Below are 19,504 nucleotides of genomic sequence, written 5' to 3'. Positions count from 1 at the left end.
ATTTCAGAAAAATATTGTCAGTTCTAGGGATTTATTTTAGGCCAATCTCAAGATCATGCAGGGGACGGGTGCGGTGCAGTCAGGGTCAAATTGGTTCCGCAGGTTTCTGCTGCCGGGTTTCGCCTTCAAGGCCGTGGTCATTGGCGGCGGCTATGCGACCGGCCGCGAACTCGTCACCTTCTTCATGCCCAGCGGGCCATGGGGCGGGCTGCTCGGCATGCTGGTGTCGACCGGCGTGTGGAGCCTGGTGTGTGCGCTCACCTTCCTGATCGCCGTGCGTATCGGGGCACGGGATTATCGGTCCTTCTTCGCCTATCTTCTGGGGCCGTTCTGGCCGGCCTTCGAAATCGCCTTCGTCTTGGGGATGACGTTGATCCTGGCGGTCTTCGCCGCGGCGGCGGGCGCGATCGGCCAGGCGTTGTTCGGCTGGCCGCCGATCATCGGCGCCCTACTGCTGGCCGGCTCGATCACGATCTTCGCTACCTTCGGCAATGAGTCCGTCGAGCAGCTTTTCAAATATGTCTCCTTCTTTCTCTACGGCACCTATGCGGTCTTTCTCGCGCTGGCCCTGACGCGGTTCAGCATGCCCATCGCGCAGGCGTTCACGGCGCCCGCGCAACCGGGATGGTTCATGGGCGGGCTCACCTATGCGGGCTATAATGCCGTCGGCGCGGTGCTGATCCTTCCGGTCATGCGGCATTTGACCAGCTCACGCGACGCGGTGGCGGCGGGCCTGCTCGCCGGCCCGCTCGCCATGCTGCCGGCGATCCTCTTCTTCATCGCGATGTGCGCCTTCTATCCGCAGATCTCGAACGAGACGCTGCCATCGGATTTCCTGCTCGCCCGTCTCGATTTCCCCGCGTTCCGCTATGTCTTCCAGATCATGATCTTCGCCGCGCTCCTTGAAAGCGGCACGGGCCAGGTGCACGCCATCAACGAGCGGATCGCCAATGCCTATGCGAAGCGGCGCGGCGCGGACCTGTCGAACGCGCATCGTGCCCTCCTCACCGTCGGCATCCTCATCGGCGCGATCTTCGTCGCCGATCGGATCGGCCTGGTCGCGCTGATCGCCGATGGCTACCGCTGGCTCGCCGCGGTTTTCATCACCGTCTACATGATCCCCCTGCTGACAATCGGCATCTGGCGGCTCCGGCGCGATCGACATGCGCCGCACCAGGCGGTTGTCGCACCCTAATCCCCCAACATCAGGAGTTCTCATGACGCCCCATCTCGCGCCATTCTCGGCAAGCAATCCCTTTCTGTTTTTATCCGGCCAGCTGCCGCTCGATGCCAGCCGGCAGATTTCGGCCGCCGACATCGACGGGCAAACCCGGCAGGTCATCGCCAATATCACCGACGTCCTGCGGACCGAGGGCCTTGCGCTCGACGATGTCGTGAAGGCCACGGTGTGGCTTAAAAATGCCGGTGACTTCGTCGCCTTCGACGCCGCCTATGCCGCCTGTTTCGGCGCGCACAAGCCAGCCCGGTCGACGGTCGTGAGCCAGCTGGTGCTGCCCGCTGCCCTGATCGAGATCGAAGTCATCGCCCGCCGTCGCGCCGATGGCACCGCACAGCATTGAGGACGACATGAGCGACATAGTGATCACGACCGGGGATCTGCGCTTCGTCGGCCGTCTCGAGCGCGAACTCGCGCCGCAGACATGCCGTTATTTCGAGGCGCAGCTGCCCTACACAACGAAGTTCATCCATGTCCGCTGGAGCGGCGAAGGCTGCTGGGTTCCGATGGGCGACGAAGCGATGCCCTTCGGTTTCGAGAATGCCACGAGCCACCCCGCGCCCGGCCAAATGATCTTCTATCCGGGCGGCTACAGCGAAACCGAGATCCTGCTGGCCTATGGCGGAGTATCCTTTGCCAGCAAGCTGGGCCAGCTGGCCGGCAATCACTTCCTGACGATCGTCGAGGGCCTCGAACAACTTCCGGCGCTAGGCAAACGCACCTTATGGCACGGCGCGCAGGACGTTCTGATGGAGCGTCTCACCTGAATATTCTACGACGAAGCGCTGCGCTTCTGAGACCCGCGGCCAGCGGAAGCGGCATTGAGAGTCTGAAGGTGACTGCCGGCCAAGCGGACCAGTGATGCACGACAGTCCCCCCGGGGGGGCAGTTCTCGGTGTCAATGCCCTTCCGCTCTTTCATCGGAAACCCTTTAACCGGCCCAGCAGCGTTACTAGATGTTGGCGACTAACAGGGTATAGCGCCGTAGGTAGCGTGGGTGAATGTGCCGCTTGTACCTCCGGTTAGCGAAGCGAGGCGAACATGTCTCGAGGTGGGGCAAAGTCTGTCACCATGAGTTCGTGATGGCTTCGGGCGAAATGAGTGACGCCTAGAGCAGCATGCGGTTAATGTGACCCATAGCCGGCGGCGCTGAAATAGTTCTGGCATTCGATTGGCTGATAGAGTTGGCAGATGTCGCCGATGGCTTCGATGAGGCTATCGAAGGTGCGTGCTGCGAGCCTTCGCAGGTGAGCCTTGAGTTTGGCAAAGGCCATCTCGATCGGGTTCAGATCGGGCGAATATTGGGGCAGGAAGAGTAGCCATGCTCCGCGTGCCCGCACGGCGGCCTGGGCCTTGGCGCTCTTATGCACCGAGAGATTGTCGAGAATGACGATGTCGCGTGGCTTTAAGGTCGGAGCCAGCTGGGTTTCGATGTAAGTATCGAATGCCTTGCGATCCATCGCGCCGGGGATCACCCAAGGCGCAGTCAGGGCGTCATGACGCAGGCCCGCGATGAAGGTCTGAGTGCCCTATTTACCGAACGGAGCGCGGGCCTTCAGGCGTCTGTCCCTTTGAGCTCGCCCCCGTGTTCGGGTCATCTTGGTGTTGACCGACGTCTCGTCGATGAACACCAGTCGGCTGGGCTCGCGGCGCATGGCAGGCTGGCGCTCGTCAATCCAGACCCTGCGCCGTTCGACAACGTCAGCGCGTGCGCATTCCGATGCCATCAGTTGTTTTTTATATGTGAAGCCCGCTCGGCACAGCAGCCGCGAGATCGAAGCCTCAGCCGTCACCACCGCGCGTTCGGCCCGGAGCCGGGCCGCTAGGCCGGATCGACATTCAGCGTAACCAGATCACGGCGGCTGCGAGGTGGATGAAGCCGGCAAAGTGGATGGTTCGGCGGTCGTAGCGGGTCGCGAAGCGGCGGAAATGTTTGAGGCGACCAAAGCATCGTTTGATCCGGTTTCGCTGCTTGTAGAGTTCGGTATCATGCGGGATGAAGATCTTGCGATTGCGCTTGGATGGGATCACCGCTTGCGCCTTCATTTGATCGATAGTCTCGCGTAAGTCATTGCTGTCATATGCTTTATCAGCGAGTATGGCATCCGCTTCCTGACCTTCCAGAAGGGCTGGTGCGGCGGTGATGTCATGAGTTTGTCCAGGCGTGATCCGAAACCGCAACGGCCGACCCAATGCATCGGCGAGCATATGAATCTTGCTCGTCAGTCCTCCTCGGGAACGCCCCAGCGCCTGGTCCTGGGCCCCCCCTTTTCCGGTCGCCGCCTGCTGGTGGGCGCGAACGATGGTGCTGTCGATCATCAGATACTGGTTGTCGCGATCCGTGGTGAGCGCATCAAACACCCGCTCCCAGACCCCTGCGTCACACTAACGACTGAAGCGCCGGTGCACCGTCTTCCATCGGCCGTAACGCTCCGGCAGATCGCACCAGTGTGCTCCAGACCGCAAAATCCACAGACATCCGTTTACAAACGACCGGTTATCGGACCCCGTCCGGCCAGGATCACCCACCTTACCCGGTAGCAGCGGCGCGATCTTCGCCCACTGCGCTTCGTACTCGTATCGCTTGATCCCCATTGCACGCTCCGCGATCCAACACGGAGCCCTATGAATCAGTGATCAGCCCTTTTGGGAATCCTGAATGTCGATCCGCCCTAGCACTACTTTGGCAGATTTGTGATTTTGAGGATTCCCTTTTCTGTGGATCGGTGATTCATGGGGAGCCAGCTTGTGGAGGCTGGCGATGGACGACGACTGGCGGAATGATCTTGAGAAGTGGCTGACCCCCTTTGTGTCGGCTCTCGGGCACAAAACGCGCGGGCGGATGTGTCCGAGCTATGTTGCGGGACTGATCGGTCCGGGGGATCGTAAGAGCGTTCAGCCGATGGCTGCACGCGACGGTGCGGTCAGCTACGACCAACTCCACCACTTTGTGGCGAGCGGCGTGTGGAACGCGGAACCGCTGGAGGCGGCGCTGCTGAGGGAAGCGGATACCCAGGTCGGCGGCGAGGATGCCTGGCTCATCATCGACGACACGGCATTGCCGAAGAAGGGGCGCGGTTCGGTTGGGGTGGCACCGCAATATGCCTCTGCGCTCGGCAAGAACGCCAACTGCCAGACGCTGGTATCGTTGACGCTGGCATCGCGCGAGGTGCCGTTGATGGTTGGCTTGCGCCTGTTCCTGCCTGAGAGCTGGACCAGCGATCCCGCCCGGCTTGATCGGGCAAAAGTGCCTGAAGATCGGCGGGATTACCGGACCAAGCCCGAGATTGCGCTGGCCGAGATCGACCGCGTGCGAGCGGGCGGTGTACGCTTCGGCTGTGTGCTGGCGGATGCCGGGTACGGGCTGTCCGCGCCGTTCCGGCAGGGCCTCTCGGAGCGCGGCCTCCTTTGGGCGGTGGGCATTCCCTACAAGCAAAAGGTCTATCCGGTCGATGTCGCCATGATATTCCCTGTCGCTGGTCGTCCCCGCCAGCGCTACATCCCCGACACGAAATCCGTGACGGCAAAGACCATGCTGGAGGGCGCCAGGTGGCAGAAGGTCAGTTGGCGCAAAGGAACCAAAGGCATGCTCGCGGCAAGGTTCGCTGCCGTTCGCGTCAGGGTCGCCGATGGACCGCCCCAGCGCATCCACGATATGGGCGCGCAGCATCTGCCGGGCGAAGAGGCGTGGCTTGTTGGCGAGCATCGTTCGACCGGCGAACGCAAATATTATCTGTCCAACCTGCCCGCCAATACACCGGTCAAGGCGCTCGCCGGGGCCATCAAGGCGCGCTGGGTCTGCGAGCAGGCGCATCAGCAACTCAAGGAAGAACTCGGCCTGGATCACTTCGAAGGGCGATCATGGCAGGGGCTTCATCGACACGGCCTCATGTGCATGATCGCGCTCGCCTTCCTCCAGGCCCGGCGGCTCAAACAGGCCGAAGGGGGAAAAAAGAATCCACGGACCTCCGCCTCAACCGACCCTGCCAGCCGTGCGGCAGGCAATCCTCAACGCACTCGCTCAGCCCCCGACAACGCAATGTCCACATTGCCGCAAAATCATCTATCGTAAAAATCTGCCAAAGTAGTGCTAGACCCCGTCCATGCCGACACGACGCTGCGCCGCTTTTACGATGTCACCAGCATCGAACCCGTCAACGCTTGGATAGGTCAGGTCGTCCGACGCTGGACGAGCAAGGTGTCCTTGAGCATCGCTTTCAGATCGAACGACGTCATCGATGTGTTGGCCGATCTGTTCATCGAGCATGGGCCGCCTGAGCATATCCGATCCGATACTGGTCCCGAGTTCGCTACCGCCGTGCGCGAATGGTTGCGCCGGCTCGGCGTCAGGACCCCCTATATCGAACCCGGAAGCCTGTGGGAGAACGGTTATGTCGAACGCTTCAACGCACGATGGCGCAACGGACTACTGGACGGCGAAATCTTCTACAGCTTTGGAGGCCCGCGTCGTCACTGGTTGGTGGCGCGATCATTACGACCGGCCGCGGCCCCACAGCAACCTCGGATATCGACCACCGGCCCGGAAACAATCAGGATGCCAGCCTGACCGCTCGGCTACTCTTCGCCTCCCGCCCAGGCTGGCATCGGAAACACGCCTCAACAAAAAAACGCAACCGGACCAGTCATCGCGGGCAGTCCAGTCCATGATGTCGGCGAGCGTAGCGCCATGATTGCTGCCCAACCGCTTGAGCACTTGTGCCTATACTCGATATATCGTCCGCTCGGCCGGGCCGCATCAGGGGCCCATCAAGTTCGTAGGTGAGGCATGGCCGAGCCGCGCTTTGCGAGCCTCCGAACGGATATAGGCGTAGAGCGCGTCGATCTGATCTTCCGTAAGATCGTCGAACTTCGGCATATTGTACGTTACCGCCGCGCCGCTGCGGAGAAATGTGCCCAGGAATTGCCGATCGAAGGCGATCTGGGACTCGCGCAGGTCCGGAGCGCCGCCCGTCGATTGAGCGCCCGGCCCGTGACAGGTTCCACAACCTGTTATGGCGAACAGGAACCCGCCCTTGCCGGCTTGTTGAGCATCGATCGCGATCTTTGGGTCGTCGAGCGCGTGCGTGCTAAAGTCCGGTGGCGCCGTGGCTGGCAATCTGGCCTTGCCGCCAAGCACGAACGTCAGAAGCCGGCGCGGCTGGAGTCCATATTTCCATCCATATTGCATCGGCGGTCCGCCGGTTCCACCCGCGCCACCATAGCCTACCAGCACCGACACATATTGCTTGCCGCGAAACGAATAGCTGGTCGGCGCGGCGAGGATGCCCAGTCCGGCCTTGAACGACCAGAGCTGTCTGCCCGTCGAGGCATCGAAGGCCCGCAGCAGCCCGTCCTGTGTTCCCTGGAATACTAGGTTGCCCGCCGTCGTGACCGTTCCGCCATTCCACAGCGAGGAATAGTCGGCTTTCCACCGCTGTTTCTGAAGCACCGGATCCCAGGCGACCAAGGAGCCCTTATTGTCGCGCGGATCCTTGGGATCGACATAGGGCTCGACGTTGACGCCGGTCCAGCCACCGAGGCGCGCGGGGCTGCCGGAGGCCGCATTCTGCTCGGGCGTGGTGGAGGAATAGCGCATGCCGGTCTGCATGGTCGGAAGATAGACCAGGCCGGTGCGCGGATTATAGGAGGACGCCTGCCAGTTGTGCACGCCCGACACGCCGGGATAGATCACCACCGGCCCATTCTCATAGCGAATGTCGGGCTTCTCGATCGGCCTTCCCGTCGCCAGATCGATCTTGTCCGCCCAATTCGCCTTGCCGTATTTCTCGGCCGACAGGAGCTTACCGCTGGTCCGGTCGATGACGTAGAAGAAGCCGTTCGACGGTGCCTGCATCAGGACCTTGTGCTTCTGCCCCCCGATATCCAGGTCTGCCAGGATGATGGAGGAGGTGGCCTTCCAGTCCCAGGCTTCCTGCGGGTTATACTGGTAATGCCATTTATATTTGCCGGTGGTCGCGTCGAGCGCGACGACCGAGGAGAGGAACAGATTGTCCTGTCCTTTCTTGCCCCGCGCCTTCCAATCCCAGGGGCCGCCATTGCCGACGCCGACATAGATCTGGTCCAGCGCCTCGTCATAGGTGATGCCGTTCCAGGGCGTGCCTCCGCCGCCCCATTTCCACCATTCCCCCGACCAGCTCGCAGCCGCCATGCGCGTTGTTTCGTCGCTGTCGACCGCCGGATTGCCGGGCACGGTGAAGAAGCGCCACAGGATCTTTCCAGTCTCGGCGTCCAATGTGGTCACATAGCCGCGAGCGCCATATTCGGCGCCACTATTGCCGATGATCACCTTGCCGTTGAATATGCGCGGAGCGCCGCTGCTCGTGGAGCGATCGCCTTCCCGCAGAAAGCGGCTGATCCACACCGGCTTTCCGCTCTTGGCGTCGATAGCCACCATGCGACCGTCCTTCAGGGCGACATAGATCTTGCCCTTCCACCAGGCGACCCCGCGATTGTTGCTGTAGACCAGCCGGGCTTCGCGCGGCGCTCCTGCATTGGTCTGGGGGTCATATTGCCAGAGCAGGCGGCCGGAGACGGCGTCCACGGCATAGACGATGCCCATCGCCCCGCTGAAATAGAGCCGGCCGTCGACCGCCAGCGGGCTGCCGGCCAGCGCGGTCCGTTCTTCCGGCAGGTCGAGCGACCAGGCCAGTCCCAACTGGGAGACGTTGGTGGCATTGATCTGGTCCAGCGGAACGAAGCGCTGTTCCGACGCATCGTCCGCTGGGGCGAGCCAGTTCAGCGTGGCGGGCATGGAATTGCCTGTCCCGCTGCGGGCATATAGCGCCCCGCCGGCCACGCTTCCTGTGAGGAGAGCAAGATAAAGTCCGAATTTCCGCATTTCATGTCCTCGAAAATTGCGTCTCGTCGTTGCCGCCAACGTCACCGCGCGGTGGCAGCCGGCAGTTCGAACACCCACAGGGTGGATGCCGCGTTGATCGGGTTGCGCACTTCCGGCGTCAGGCGCGCCAATATGGTCGCATGGTGCCCGCCGTTCGACGTTATGACCGCCACATATTGTTTCGATCCGACGGCATAGCTGATCACGGCCGAGCTCGGCATGCCGTTCAGCCTGGTGCGCCACAGTTCACGCCCCTTCGCCGTATCGAAGGCGATCAGATTGCGATCCATGTCGCCCGCGAACACGATGCCTCCGGCCGTGGCGAGCACTCCGCTGGTCAGAATGGCGCGCTGTCGAACGCTCCAAAGCGGCTTTCCGCTGCGCAGGTCCACTGCTTCGAGCCGCCCGAACCGTCCATCGGACTGGACCCGGGGACGCAGGCGGATTTTCACGCCGGTGGTCAGCAGTCCGCCGCCGCCCGGGCCTGCCGGGATGAAATCCTCGCAGCTTTCGGCCAGCGGAACGAACAATATCTTGCGGACCGGGTCCAACGAATTCGGAAGCCAGTTCTTGCCCCCTTCCGAACTGGGGCAGACCGTGATGGTCTTCGCCCGCGACGGCACAAGGTTGGCGTCGATATCCTTCGCGCCGGTTTTGGGATCGATCGATTTGACGATGTTCTGAAGCCCCAGGTCGAAGGACCGGATATAGGCCCCGGTTCCGGCGTCGAGAATGTCGAATATCGCTTCCTTGCCGCCGGTTACCACCGCGCGTCGCCGGACCCCGTCGACATCGATATCGAAAATCTGGCGTTCGAACGACCAGTCGAAATCCCATTGATCGTTGGGCCTGTGGCTGAAATGCCATCGCAGCTGTCCGGATTCGGGATCCAGCGCGATCGTGTTGTTCGTGTAGAGCGCGTCGTTATTGACCGCTGGATCGGCGACACGATCACGAAGCGGGCCGGTGTCGTAGGTCGGCGCGGGTCCGAAATAGACGAGACCCGATGCCGGATCATAGCTCCCGGGATTCCATACCGATCCGCCCGACCGCTTGTCCTGCGGCAGGCCGTTCCAGCTATCGCCGCCAGGTTGGCCGGGGGAGGGGATCGTCGCGAACCTCCAGCGTTCCTGCCCGCTCTCGGGATCGAGCGCGATGACGAAATTGCCGCCCGGCTTGCGCCCCGTCGTTCCGACGATGATCCGGCCGCGCGCGACCAGCGGTCCGCCGGCGACGCGACCTTCCACCACCGGCGTGCCGGGCGGCAGGATCGCGTTGGCCCAGAGCAGCGCGCCCTTGCGGACGTCCAGCGCGATGACCTTGTTATCTGATGTCGCGAAGAACAACCGCGTTCCGAGAAGCGCGAGCGACTTCTTCACATAGGGGGTGTCGGATTTCGCAAGGCTGTGGACATATTCCCAGAGCAGATTGCCGGTCGCGGCGTCGATCGCCTGAACGACATCGTCCCGCCCCTGGCCGAACACGAACATGACGCCGTCATGCACGAGGGGCGTCGACTCGTTCGGTCCGCTGGGAAGCGACCATGCCCAGGCCAGGCGCAGCTTGGAGACATTGGTGCGGTCGATCTGGTTGAGCGGGCTGAAACCATCCGCCTCCGGCGTCCTGCGCCAGGTGAGCCAGTCCGCCTCGGGTGGCGTCGCGATCATCGCTTCGGTCACCGGCCGGATATTCCGGAGCGGATCAGCCGATGGCGCCGGAGGCGGCGGCAGTTCGACATCGTCGGCGATCGCCCCTCCGAATGGCGAGGTCGGCGGCGGAACCGAGATCCGGGCCAGCGATGCTGGGTCGTGCGGCAAGGCGATGTTGCCCGGCTCGATGCCATTTTCGCTGAAGATATATGCCAGTAACCCGACGGACTCTTCGACCGACAACGATCCCGGCGAGGTCGGCGGCATCCGGTCGTGTATCACGGCGAAGATATCCCCGGCCGAGCCGCTGCTCCATTTCGCCAGCACGTCGGCGCCTTTGAGCGGTGGGGCGAATTCGCCGTTGTTGAGGGCGCCGCCATGGCACGCGGCGCACTGCTGCTGATAGGATTGCTTGCCGCGCTCGACCTGCGCCGCACTGAATTTGAGATTGTTGCCTGCGCCGTACGTCACTCCGCTCACGACGGAAATGGCGGCGGCCAGGAACGATGCTCTGCGCAGGCGACCCCAGCTTCGCATCCCTCTCCCCCTCTTGCCCATACAAGACCTGCGCTGTTCGCGGCGATGATCGGAAACAGCTTAGGCGAGGAAGAAGCCGCGACACACATAGACCGTATGAATGATCTGCATTCGCTAAGAGGTGGATGCCGTCCGGCACGCAGAATTGTAGGATCCCAGATCAATTAGTACGGCCGTGTTTTGCGGTCGAACCAGAAATCGGGGGCGGTTCCATTGCGAACGTGCATAACCTGATATGGGGAGGTGAGATTATTGACCGGATCTAGATTGCCAGCGGCAAAAATATTCTCTGGCTCGAGCGTGCGTTCGCCAGTTTCCTCTACCCAAAACCCTTCGGATCGCGCGCGCTCAATCTTCTGATGATAGGCCGGCAAAGGTTTCGCCGGTCATGCGCCACCTTAATCTTGGAGTGCATAGTCAATGAATCGCCTACGCTTCGGTACCTTTCTCGCTCCGCATCATCCCGTCGGCGAGCACCCGCTTCACCTGTTCCAGCGCGATCTTGCATTTGCCTCTCACCTGGACCGGCTCGGCTTCGACGAGATATGGGTCGGTGAGCATCATTCGTCCGGATGGGAAACCATCGCCTCTCCAGAAATGTTTCTGGCGGCCGCGAGCCAGGTGACGTCGCATATCAAGCTGGCGACGGGCGTCGTCTCGCTGCCCTATCATCACCCCTTCATGGTCGCGCAGCGTATGGTGCAGCTCGACTATCTGTCGAAGGGCCGCGTCATCTTCGGCTCGGGACCCGGGGCCCTTCCGTCGGACGCCCGTATGCTCGGGATCGACGCGATGGTGCAGCGCGACCGGCAGGATGAAGCGCTCGGCGCCATCATCCGGCTGTTGAACGGTGAGCGTATCACCCATGAATCGGAATGGTTCACGATGCGCGACGCCGCACTCCAGCTCCTGCCGCTGCAGGAGAAGCTGCCCATGGCCACCGCTTCGTCGATAAGCCCATCCGGTATGCAGCTGGCCGGTAAGCACGGGATCGGCGTCATTTCGGTGGCCTCGACATCATCGGAAGGGCTGCAAGCGCTGCCGACGCAATGGAGCTTCGCCGAAGAGTCGGCCCTCAAGCACGGCAATATCGTGAACCGGAAGGATTGGGGCGTCGTCATGTTCTGGCATCTGGCCGAAACCCGGCAACAGGCGCAAGACGAGGTGATAACCGGCCTCCACCACTGGAATAACAACTACAAGGTCGGCGTGCTCAATCAGCCTGGCGGTAAACATTACGAACATGCCCAGGATGCCCTGACCGATACGATGAGCACCGGAACCAACGTCATCGGGACCCCCGACGACGTGATTGCCGCGATCCGCAATCTCCAGAAAATCTCGGGAGGGTTGGGCGCGGTTATCGGCTTCGCGCATGATTGGGCCAATCGGGAAGCGACCCTCAGGTCGTGGGAGCTTTTCGCCCGCTACGTGATCCCGGAGATCAACGGCTACAACGGCGCCCTGCGCGAGTCCGCGCAATATGTGAGCGAACGGAGCGGCGAACTCATGGCGGGCGCCACCGCCGCCGTCATGGCCAAGATCAAGGCCGACAAGCGCGCCGCAGCCGCGTTGGAGATCACCGCGCGGCAGATGGACACGGGCGGCGGCTTCCGTCCCGCCGCGCCCGATCTTTCCAGCGCCAAAAAATAAGGGCGTCCCGCCGGGCAAGCTGCCCGGCCCCCGCACAACCAGATTCGACAGGAGAGGCTCATGCCCGACTATCCCATGCTCATAAATGGCGAGCTCGTTGCAGGCGCAAAGCAGCTCGAGGTGCTCAATCCCGCCACGGGGGTGGTATTCGCCACCGTGGAACGAGCCGATGAAAAGATGCTCGACGCGGCTGTCGCGGCCGCGGCCGCGGCGCAGGTCGGTTGGGCGGCGACGTCGTTCGACGTGCGTCGCGCGGCGCTCCTCAAGCTTGCCGACTTCGTCGAGGCCAACGCCGCGAACATCGCCCGGATGCTGGTGATGGAGCAAGGCAAGCCGCTGCCGCAGGCCGAGATGGAGGTGGGCTTCGCCTGCCAGTTTATCCGCTATTTCGTCGATCAGGATCTCGAGCCGCAGCTGATCCAGGATGACGAGCAGTATCATGTCGAACAGCGGTTCAAGCCCCTGGGCGTCGTCGCGGCCATCATGCCGTGGAACTTCCCGTTCATGATGGCGATCTACAAGCTCGCCCCGGCGCTGCTCATGGGCAACGCCGTGATCCTCAAGCCGTCGCCGACGACGCCGGTCACGACGCTGATGCTGGCGGAACCGCTCCGCGACCTCTTCCCGGCCGGGCTGGTCAACATCATCATCGATCAGAATGATCTTGGAAGCGCGCTGTCCGGTCACCCGCAGGTAGCCAAGGTCAGCTTCACCGGCTCGACCGCCACCGGGCGGCGGGTCATGGAGGCGGCGGCTTCGTCGCTGAAGCGGCTGACGCTCGAACTGGGCGGCAACGACGCCGCCATCGTGCTACCCGATGCGGATATCGACAAGACCGCCGACCGCGCAGTCAGCGCCGCATTCTTCAACGCCGGACAGGTCTGCGTCGCGATCAAGCGGCTCTATGTGCATCGTTCGATCTATGAAGAGATGTGCGAGGCGCTCGCGATCCGCGTTCAGGATATCATCGTCGGCGACGGTCTCGAGCAGGGCACCACGATGGGGCCGGTGCAGAATGCGCAGCAATATGAAAAGCTGACCCGCTATCTCGAGGTCGCCGAGCGTGACGGGACGATCATCGCCGGCGGACAGCGGAAGGAGGGCCCGGGTTATTTCATCGAGCCTACGCTGGTCCGCGATATCGAGGATGGCTCCCCCCTTGTCGATGAGGAGCAATTCGGGCCTGTCCTGCCGATCATCGCCTTCGACGAGGTCGACGACGTGATCGCGCGGGCCAACGCCTCTCAATATGGTCTCGGCGGCTCGGTGTGGACCGCCGACGCCGATGTCGCCTCCTCGCTTGCGGACCGCCTCGACACGGGAACGGTCTGGATCAATCATCATCTGCACTTCGGACCGCACATTCCATTCGCCGGCGCCAAGCAATCGGGTATCGGCAGTGAATTCGGGCGGGAAGGCCTGCTCGAATTCTCGCAGCGGTCGGTCGTCAACCGGGCGAAAAACTGACGACCGTCGAGAGACCGGCCTCCGGACGCCGGGCAGATCGGGGAGCGAGAATGCTGAGTAATGTGGGCGAAGCCGATGCAGGCCATCCGGACGTGTCCCGCAGGCGCCGATGGCTGATCGTTCTCCTGCTCTTCCTGGTGCAAGTCGCCAACTCGGCGGATAAGTCGGTGCTTGGCCTGGCGGCGAAGCCCATGATGCAGGAGCTTGGCCTCGACATCGAGCAATATGGCCTGCTCGCGTCGAGCTTCTACAGCCTCTTCGCGGTGGGCGGTCTGCTCGTTGCCTTCTTCGTCGCGCCGCATGTGCGGCCCCGGCATATCCTGGCGGCGCTGCTCTTCATCTGGAGCGTCTCGCAGCTGCCGATCGTGTTTGCGGCGTCGTTCACCACGGTGATCGCCTGCCGGGTGCTGCTGGGGATGGGCGAAGGCGCGGGAACGCCGACCGCGCTGACCTGTTGCCATGAATGGTTCGCCAACAAGGACCGAAACATGCCATCGGCGCTGGTCATGTTCGGCACCAGCGCCGGTTTCCTGCTCGCGGCGCCGGTCCTGTCCTACACGATCCAGCTTTTCGGTTGGCGCGCCGCCTTCCTCGCTTGCAGCCTGCTTGGCGTCGCGATCCTCGCGCTGTGGCTGACGCTCGGTGCCGACGGACCTTTCAGAGCCACCACATCCCGCGCCGACGTGCCGTCCGCAACCCATAGGGCGATCAGCCAACGCGCCATCTGGAGCGATCCCACCGTGATCGGGATATGCCTGCTGGGGTTCGCGGCTTACTGGCTCACCGGCTTCGCGATATCTTGGCTAGCGCCGTTCATCACCCTGGGGCTCGGTTTCAAGCTGCTCGACGCCGGATGGGTCTTGTCGGTCATCTATGCGTCGCACGCGCTGCTGCTGCTTAGCATATCCTTTTATTCCCAGAGATTGCTGCAGTCGGGGCGTCCTTCGCGTCTTGCGCGAGGCGTGATCATGGGGCTTTGCATGGCCGGCAGCGGGGTCGCCTTCGCGGTGGCGGCGATGGTGTCCGATATCAGCATCAAGCTGGTGGCGGTCACCCTCGCGACAGGCTTGCCCGGTCCCATCTATCCGCTGCTCGCATCGATGATCAGCGAGATCGCGCCCGCCGCGCACCGCAACAGACTGCTATCGCTTATCCTCGCCGGCATCACGACCGCCGGAATGCTCTCACCCGCGCTGGCGGGCTGGCTCATCTCCGGCAATGACGCTTCCGGCTGGTCGCAGGCGTTGCTGCTCCAGGGCGGTGTGGCTGCGATCGGCAGCCTCGTCGCCCTTGCGATGCTCCATCCGGAGCGCAGTATCCAAAGGTTCGCGCGCCTCGGCGGTCAGTGATCCGATCGCATCGGACGGCGGTTCGCCGGCCATCCCCGCACCGGCATATTCATCCGGCGGATATCTAACATTCACCTTCAGATGGATGCGCCGCGGACGGGCGGCGCTGTAACATGCCCGTCCAAAGACGATCAAAAGCCACGCGAACAGGGAGAGTCGGGAATGCGGACGGTCGTGATTACGGGGGTTTCAAGCGGCATCGGTAAAGCCGCAGCGCGGGCGCTCATCGACAGGGGCTTCTTCGTGTTCGGGTCGGTGCGTCGCGAGGAAGACGCCGCCGAACTCGTCAGCTCATATCCCAACCAGTTCAAGCCTCTGCTATTCGATGTCACCGACGAAGACGGCATCGCTGCCGCCGTCGAGACCGTTTCCAGGGCGATCGGCGATCAACGCATCGCCGCATTGGTGAACAATGCCGGAATTTCGATTTCAGGGCCGCTCATCCACCAGCCCATGGCCGACGTGCGCAAGCAATTCGACGTCAACCTGTTCGCGCCGATGCGGCTCGTACAGGCTTTTGCCGGCATGCTCGGCGCGTCGCCGAAATATCAGGGCCCCAAGGGACGCGTCGTCAACATCACGTCGGTCACCGGCAAGCTGGGTTTCCCGTTCGTCGGCGCCTATTGCGCGTCGAAGCATGCGTTCGAAGGCTATTCCGACAGCCTGCGCCGCGAGCTCATGCTGCACGGCATAGATGTCGTCGTCATCGGGCCGGGCGGCGTCGACACGCCCATCACCTATAAGGCGGAAGCCGAGATGGGGCCCTATGACAATACCGATTATGGCAAGGTGATGCGCGCCGCCGAAATGCGGATTATCGAAGACATCCGGGCGGGACTGACGCCCGATGTCGTCGGCCGGGCGATTGCGGATGCGGTGACGACCCCGAAGCCAAAAGCGCGCTACGCGATCGTGAAGCACAAGATGCGGGATTGGGTGATCCCGCGGATCCTGCCGAAACGCATTCTCGATCGCGGCGTCTCGCGGCGCTTCAACCTGGTACCCAAAGCCTGATTGTCCGGCGGCGGGACCGCGCGCTCTATCGGGTGCACGCGCTCAGATACGATCGAACGCGGGCGAGGGAGGAACTGCTCGACCCCATGTGCGGGGACGGGCCGACCTGACCGGATCGCGTTCCGCGGGCCCCCAGAATACCGCTCGTCACCGTGGGTGGCGCGGCATTTCCTTATGAAGATTGGAGTAGAGATGACCGACAACAAATCCCTGGTCGCAGCTTTCTTTACAGCCATCGAGCAGGAAGGTTTCGCGGCATTGCCCCGGTTCGCAACCGAGGACGTTCGATGGTGGAATGCCGGCGCGGGCGATATGACCATCCCGCAGCTGGTCGGCATGATGGACGTGATGGCGTCGATGCTGGAAGGCCCGATCAAGGTCACCGTGACGGACATGGTCGCCGAAGGCGATCATGTCGCCGTGGAAGCGGAAAGCTATGCCGTTCTCAAAAATTCCAAGGTCTATAACAATCAATATCATTTCAAATTTACGATGCGCGACGGGAAGATCGCTGCCGTGAAAGAATATCACAATACGCATCACGCGCATGAGACCTTCATGGCCGGCAGCGGCGGGCATTGATCCGGCCAGTCCCGTGAACCCGGTCGCCGACGAAGCGGAGCCGCCTTCGTTCAACGGCGGCCGTGGTCGGCCGCCCAGGACCTGGAGGATATCATGACGACCTTCGCGCGCCAATATGAGATGCTCGCCCGGGCGGGCGAGGAGACCGCTCTGGAGAGGGCGTTGAGCAAGCTGACCGATGTGGTCCGCCAGGTTCCGGGCTGCCGGGGCGTCGAACTCCTGAGGGATCTGAAAAATGACCGCCGCTTCCTGCTCATAGAGAAGTGGGAAAGCGCCGCGGCTTATGAGCAAGGCTCCGCGCTGATCGACAAGGCCGCGTTCGACCCGGTCATGGTCACGCTCGATGGCCGTCCGCAGAGCGGATCCTTCGCCTGTCGGGCCTTTTGAAGGCCGGTGAATAAAAGCGGGGCGGTTCGCCTCCACAACCTAATTGATCTGCGCGTCATTGGACCTGCCACAGCCGTTACCTGAACAGGACGGTATCGGCGGTAGCCGGTGTGTGGAACGCGGCGATGGCTGTGGCCAGTCCCGCGAACCCCCAGGGCACATGGTTTAGTCACCCATGGCGGCAAATGAATATTGCGCGGCATGCAAGCGCATGAGCCCGCCGGACCTGGCCTGCCGCGGTTGCGCCCTGGCGTCTCCTCGCGAGACCGCCGGGATAGGCTTGCAGCAAAACGAAAAATGGAGGGCAACACCACCGGGATGACTCCCGGTGGTGTTGCCCTCCAGTGCTCCCACTCGACTAACGATCAGCCGCCGAAGCGATATTTGAACGTCACGCCGTAAGTGGCCGGCATTCCCGTGAAGCGATAGGTGGTGTCGTTGCCACGATTGGCATTGGTGACGTAGAATTTGTCGAAGATATTCCGGCCCCAAAGCTCGACGCGCCAGATACCATCGTTGGACGTGACACCTATTCGCCCGTCGACCAGCGAGTAGCCGGGGATCGAGAGCTTGGCCTCGAGCGGGGCGACGGCAGGGCGGCCGCTCAGCAACGTGCCCTTGGTCGAGCTGCGGCTCGACACGCTGGCGCCGACGAAGAAGTCCACCGTTTCGCTGATCGGGAACTGATATTGCGCATCGACGACCGATTGCCACTTCGGCGAGAAGGGGAAGCTCTGCCCGATGAAGCTGTCGTTCTGGGTCGGCGTGGCATAGGGGCCCTTCGGATTTGAAGGATCGCTCTGAACCTTGCTGTTGATATAGGTTATGCCGGCGTTGATGCTCAGCCCCTTGACGGGCCTGATCAGGGCATTCGCTTCGGTGCCCCAGACCCGCGACTTGGGAATCGAGACGAGGCTGGGCAGGTTTCCGAAGATGGGAAGCGCGACATAGCCCTGAAGCTGCTTGTCGGAATAGTCATAGTAGAACACCGCGCCATCGAGATCGACGGCCCGATCCAGAAGGCTGGTCTTCACGCCCGCTTCATAAGCCTGGATCGATTCCTGCTTGACCGGCCTGATCTGGGCGGTGTTCGACGCCGGCAATGTCGGGAAGCTGCCCGATTTATAGCCCTTGGTGATGCTGGCGTAGAGCAGTGTCGTGTCGTTTGGCTTGTAGTTGATGCTGCCGCGCCAGGACAGATTGTCCTCGTTCAGGGTGCCCGTATTGTTCGGGGCAACGATGAACGCGTCATTCAAGGTCGCGCATCCGCCCGGCGGGATGACCTGCGGAATCCCAGAGGCGAAGGAGGCCAGGAAGCTGAAGGCTGCAGCGATCTGCCCGGTTCCGTCATCGCGTGCGCAACCCGAGAAGTCGCGGTCCTGCTTCGAATAACGCACCGAACCTTGCAGTTTCAGCGTGTCGCTCAGCGCATAGTCGAGACTCCCGAACCCGCTGTAAGTCCTGACCTTCTGGTCGTTGTTCATCTTGAAGCCGTTCCAGAGAAAGGTCCCCCCCGGGAAGCCTGCACCCGATGTGATCACGTCCGAGTCGAAGAGCTCCTTAACGGTATCGTTCTGATAGTTTCCACCGATCATCCATTGCACCGGTCCGGACGTACCGGCCAGCCGCAGCTCCTGCGAAAAGCTCCTGATGTTCCCCGAGATCAGCGTGGATGCCATTGGATAGATAGTGCCATCCTGGTCGATCGGAATGAACGACTTGAACTTGGCATATGAGGTCAGCGACGTGAGCGTTACCGCGTCGGTCAGATCGAAGTCCCCCCGCGCGGAGAACTGATAGAAATGCGTGTCCTGGCGCAGATCCCCGCCCGGATCGAACGCAGCCGCCCGGTTGTTGTTCGGTGCGGGCGGGAAAGTGGGGAAGGGGAAGGCCGCCGGACGGCCGCCAGCGGAGACCGGAACCAGCGGCGTGAAGGCGACAAACTGTTCCTGCTGGGCTTCCGACCTGTCCTTCCAGCCCGAGGCCGAAAGCGAGAGCTTGGCGCCGTCGCTGATCTGCCAGTCGAGCAGGGCCCGGCCATTCAGGAAGCGCCGTTTGCCGTTCTTCTCGCCATTGACGTAGTTATACTGCCATTCGTCGCGATATTCGTTGCGGACCGCGACGCGCGCCGTCAGACCCTCGCCGATCGGACCGCTGATATAGCCTTCCGCATCAACCTGCCTAAAACGCCCGGCGGTGAGTTCGAAGCCGGCGTCGAACTGGTCGGTCGGCTTGGCGGCGATGTAGTTGATCGCGCCGCCGGTCGAGTTCTGGCCGAACAGGGTTCCCTGCGGCCCTTTGAGCACTTCCACGCGAGCGAGGTCGAGCGTGGCGCCGCGCGACATCGGCGAGTAAGGCAGCGGAACCTGGTCCATATAGACCGTGACCGCCGGGCTCACGCCCAGCGTCGTATCGAAAAATCCCACGCCGCGAATGAAATATACCGGCATGCCGGTGCCGGTCCGGGCGGCGGTGAAGCCCGTGACGAGCTTGCCGAGATCATCCGTGCTTGCGATGCCGCGCGAGCGCAGCTCGTCGCCGGTCGCCGCGGTTATGGACATCGGAACGTCCCGCAGGCGCTCCGAACGCTTCTGCGCCGTCACGATGATATCGCCATATCCGTTGTCGGGCGCCGCCGCGCTCGTGTCGGGCGTCGCCTGTGCGTTGGCGGCGGAAGTCAAAAACAGTGCACTCGCGGCGCAGGACAGCATCATCAAGCTTTTCAGCGATGACGACATGCGCATAGAGTTTGTAGGTATAAGCATTAATT

The 19,504-nt window shown here is 62.4% G+C and carries 12 protein-coding genes and 4 pseudogenes; 11 read left to right on the top strand and 5 right to left on the bottom strand.

Annotation, left to right across the window (positions count from 1 at the left end; genetic code table 11):
- Window positions 1-55 precede the first annotated feature (55 nt).
- Genes ASE00_RS10860 through ASE00_RS10850 form a run of 3 tightly spaced genes read left to right on the top strand, consistent with a single transcriptional unit; the run spans window position 56 to window position 2,004 of the window.
- Window positions 56-1,195, top strand: coding sequence for a hypothetical protein (locus ASE00_RS10860; RefSeq protein WP_056380117.1), 1,140 nt, complete (start codon window positions 56-58; stop codon window positions 1,193-1,195).
- 22 nt (window positions 1,196-1,217) lie between these two features.
- Complete coding sequence (locus ASE00_RS10855) at window positions 1,218-1,580, top strand: RidA family protein (RefSeq protein WP_056380116.1); 363 nt, start codon at window positions 1,218-1,220, stop codon at window positions 1,578-1,580.
- Window positions 1,581-1,587: 7 nt separating this feature from the next.
- The gene (locus ASE00_RS10850; RefSeq protein ID WP_056381579.1) at window positions 1,588-2,004 is read left to right on the top strand and encodes a DUF3830 family protein; all 417 of its coding nucleotides are present in this window, start codon (window positions 1,588-1,590) and stop codon (window positions 2,002-2,004) included.
- A 357-nt stretch (window positions 2,005-2,361) separates the two neighbouring features.
- Here ASE00_RS10850 and ASE00_RS24045 read toward each other — a convergent pair.
- Together ASE00_RS24045 and ASE00_RS22955 are read right to left on the bottom strand one after the other, a co-directional pair.
- Window positions 2,362-3,063: pseudogene (locus tag ASE00_RS24045) on the bottom strand (IS630 family transposase); the annotation flags it as partial.
- Window positions 3,064-3,076: 13 nt separating this feature from the next.
- Window positions 3,077-3,832 (bottom strand): annotated as a pseudogene (locus ASE00_RS22955) (IS5 family transposase).
- Between the two features lie 131 nt (window positions 3,833-3,963).
- Here ASE00_RS22955 and ASE00_RS10835 point away from each other — a divergent pair.
- Together ASE00_RS10835 and ASE00_RS10830 are read left to right on the top strand one after the other, a co-directional pair.
- Window positions 3,964-5,309 (top strand): annotated as a pseudogene (locus ASE00_RS10835) (IS701 family transposase).
- A gap of 147 nt (window positions 5,310-5,456) precedes the next feature.
- A pseudogene (locus tag ASE00_RS10830) lies at window positions 5,457-5,928 on the top strand (integrase core domain-containing protein); the annotation flags it as partial.
- A gap of 65 nt (window positions 5,929-5,993) precedes the next feature.
- On the opposite strand, the gene ASE00_RS10825 reads toward ASE00_RS10830, so the two are convergent.
- Both ASE00_RS10825 and ASE00_RS10820 read right to left on the bottom strand, forming a co-directional pair.
- Window positions 5,994-8,009 carry a PQQ-dependent dehydrogenase, methanol/ethanol family gene (locus ASE00_RS10825; RefSeq protein WP_235538628.1) on the bottom strand — a complete coding sequence of 672 codons (2,016 nt, stop codon included), beginning with the start codon at window positions 8,007-8,009 and terminating at the stop codon, window positions 5,994-5,996.
- Between the two features lie 128 nt (window positions 8,010-8,137).
- Complete coding sequence (locus ASE00_RS10820; protein ID WP_162256441.1) at window positions 8,138-10,225, bottom strand: PQQ-binding-like beta-propeller repeat protein; 2,088 nt, start codon at window positions 10,223-10,225, stop codon at window positions 8,138-8,140.
- Between the two features lie 477 nt (window positions 10,226-10,702).
- Between ASE00_RS10820 and ASE00_RS10815 the strand changes: the two genes are divergently transcribed.
- The 6 genes from ASE00_RS10815 (at window position 10,703) to ASE00_RS10790 (ending at window position 16,734) form a co-directional block, all read left to right on the top strand.
- A complete protein-coding gene (locus ASE00_RS10815) occupies window positions 10,703-11,935 on the top strand; it encodes an LLM class flavin-dependent oxidoreductase (RefSeq protein WP_056380106.1) in 1,233 nt (410 codons plus the stop codon).
- A gap of 60 nt (window positions 11,936-11,995) precedes the next feature.
- Entirely contained in the window at window positions 11,996-13,402 is a 1,407-nt protein-coding gene (locus tag ASE00_RS10810; protein WP_056380104.1) for an aldehyde dehydrogenase family protein, read from the top strand.
- A 50-nt stretch (window positions 13,403-13,452) separates the two neighbouring features.
- A complete protein-coding gene (locus ASE00_RS10805; RefSeq protein ID WP_056380102.1) occupies window positions 13,453-14,751 on the top strand; it encodes an MFS transporter in 1,299 nt (432 codons plus the stop codon).
- 162 nt (window positions 14,752-14,913) lie between these two features.
- Entirely contained in the window at window positions 14,914-15,765 is an 852-nt protein-coding gene (locus ASE00_RS10800; protein ID WP_056380100.1) for an SDR family oxidoreductase, read from the top strand.
- Between the two features lie 156 nt (window positions 15,766-15,921).
- Window positions 15,922-16,347, top strand: a complete 426-nt coding sequence (locus ASE00_RS10795) for a nuclear transport factor 2 family protein (protein WP_200957920.1) — start codon at window positions 15,922-15,924, stop codon at window positions 16,345-16,347.
- Window positions 16,348-16,440: 93 nt separating this feature from the next.
- Complete coding sequence (locus ASE00_RS10790; protein ID WP_056380095.1) at window positions 16,441-16,734, top strand: antibiotic biosynthesis monooxygenase family protein; 294 nt, start codon at window positions 16,441-16,443, stop codon at window positions 16,732-16,734.
- 365 nt (window positions 16,735-17,099) lie between these two features.
- Here the strand turns inward: ASE00_RS10790 and ASE00_RS10785 are convergent, their stop codons facing one another.
- A complete protein-coding gene (locus ASE00_RS10785; protein WP_082594727.1) occupies window positions 17,100-19,472 on the bottom strand; it encodes a TonB-dependent receptor in 2,373 nt (790 codons plus the stop codon).
- Between the last annotated feature and the right edge of the window lie 32 nt (window positions 19,473-19,504).

It is taken from the genome of Sphingomonas sp. Root710, from assembly GCF_001429065.1.
Classification (GTDB): domain Bacteria; phylum Pseudomonadota; class Alphaproteobacteria; order Sphingomonadales; family Sphingomonadaceae; genus Rhizorhabdus.
The sequence above is the reverse complement of the archived record's forward strand: the minus strand, read 5'-3'. Positions and strand labels throughout refer to the sequence as shown.

Bases quoted from the DNA above. Each gene is read 5' to 3' on its own strand.
- ASE00_RS10815 (WP_056380106.1), top strand. From the start codon at position 10,703: ATGAATCGCCTACGCTTCGGTACCTTTCTCGCTCCGCATCATCCCGTC.
- ASE00_RS10790 (WP_056380095.1), top strand. From the start codon at position 16,441: ATGACGACCTTCGCGCGCCAATATGAGATGCTCGCCCGGGCGGGCGAG.
- ASE00_RS10850 (WP_056381579.1), top strand. From the start codon at position 1,588: ATGAGCGACATAGTGATCACGACCGGGGATCTGCGCTTCGTCGGCCGT.
- ASE00_RS10825 (WP_235538628.1), bottom strand. From the start codon at position 8,009: ATGCCCGCCACGCTGAACTGGCTCGCCCCAGCGGACGATGCGTCGGAA.
- ASE00_RS10800 (WP_056380100.1), top strand. From the start codon at position 14,914: ATGCGGACGGTCGTGATTACGGGGGTTTCAAGCGGCATCGGTAAAGCC.
- ASE00_RS10860 (WP_056380117.1), top strand. From the start codon at position 56: ATGCAGGGGACGGGTGCGGTGCAGTCAGGGTCAAATTGGTTCCGCAGG.
- ASE00_RS10855 (WP_056380116.1), top strand. From the start codon at position 1,218: ATGACGCCCCATCTCGCGCCATTCTCGGCAAGCAATCCCTTTCTGTTT.
- ASE00_RS10805 (WP_056380102.1), top strand. From the start codon at position 13,453: ATGCTGAGTAATGTGGGCGAAGCCGATGCAGGCCATCCGGACGTGTCC.
- ASE00_RS10810 (WP_056380104.1), top strand. From the start codon at position 11,996: ATGCCCGACTATCCCATGCTCATAAATGGCGAGCTCGTTGCAGGCGCA.
- ASE00_RS10785 (WP_082594727.1), bottom strand. From the start codon at position 19,472: ATGTCGTCATCGCTGAAAAGCTTGATGATGCTGTCCTGCGCCGCGAGT.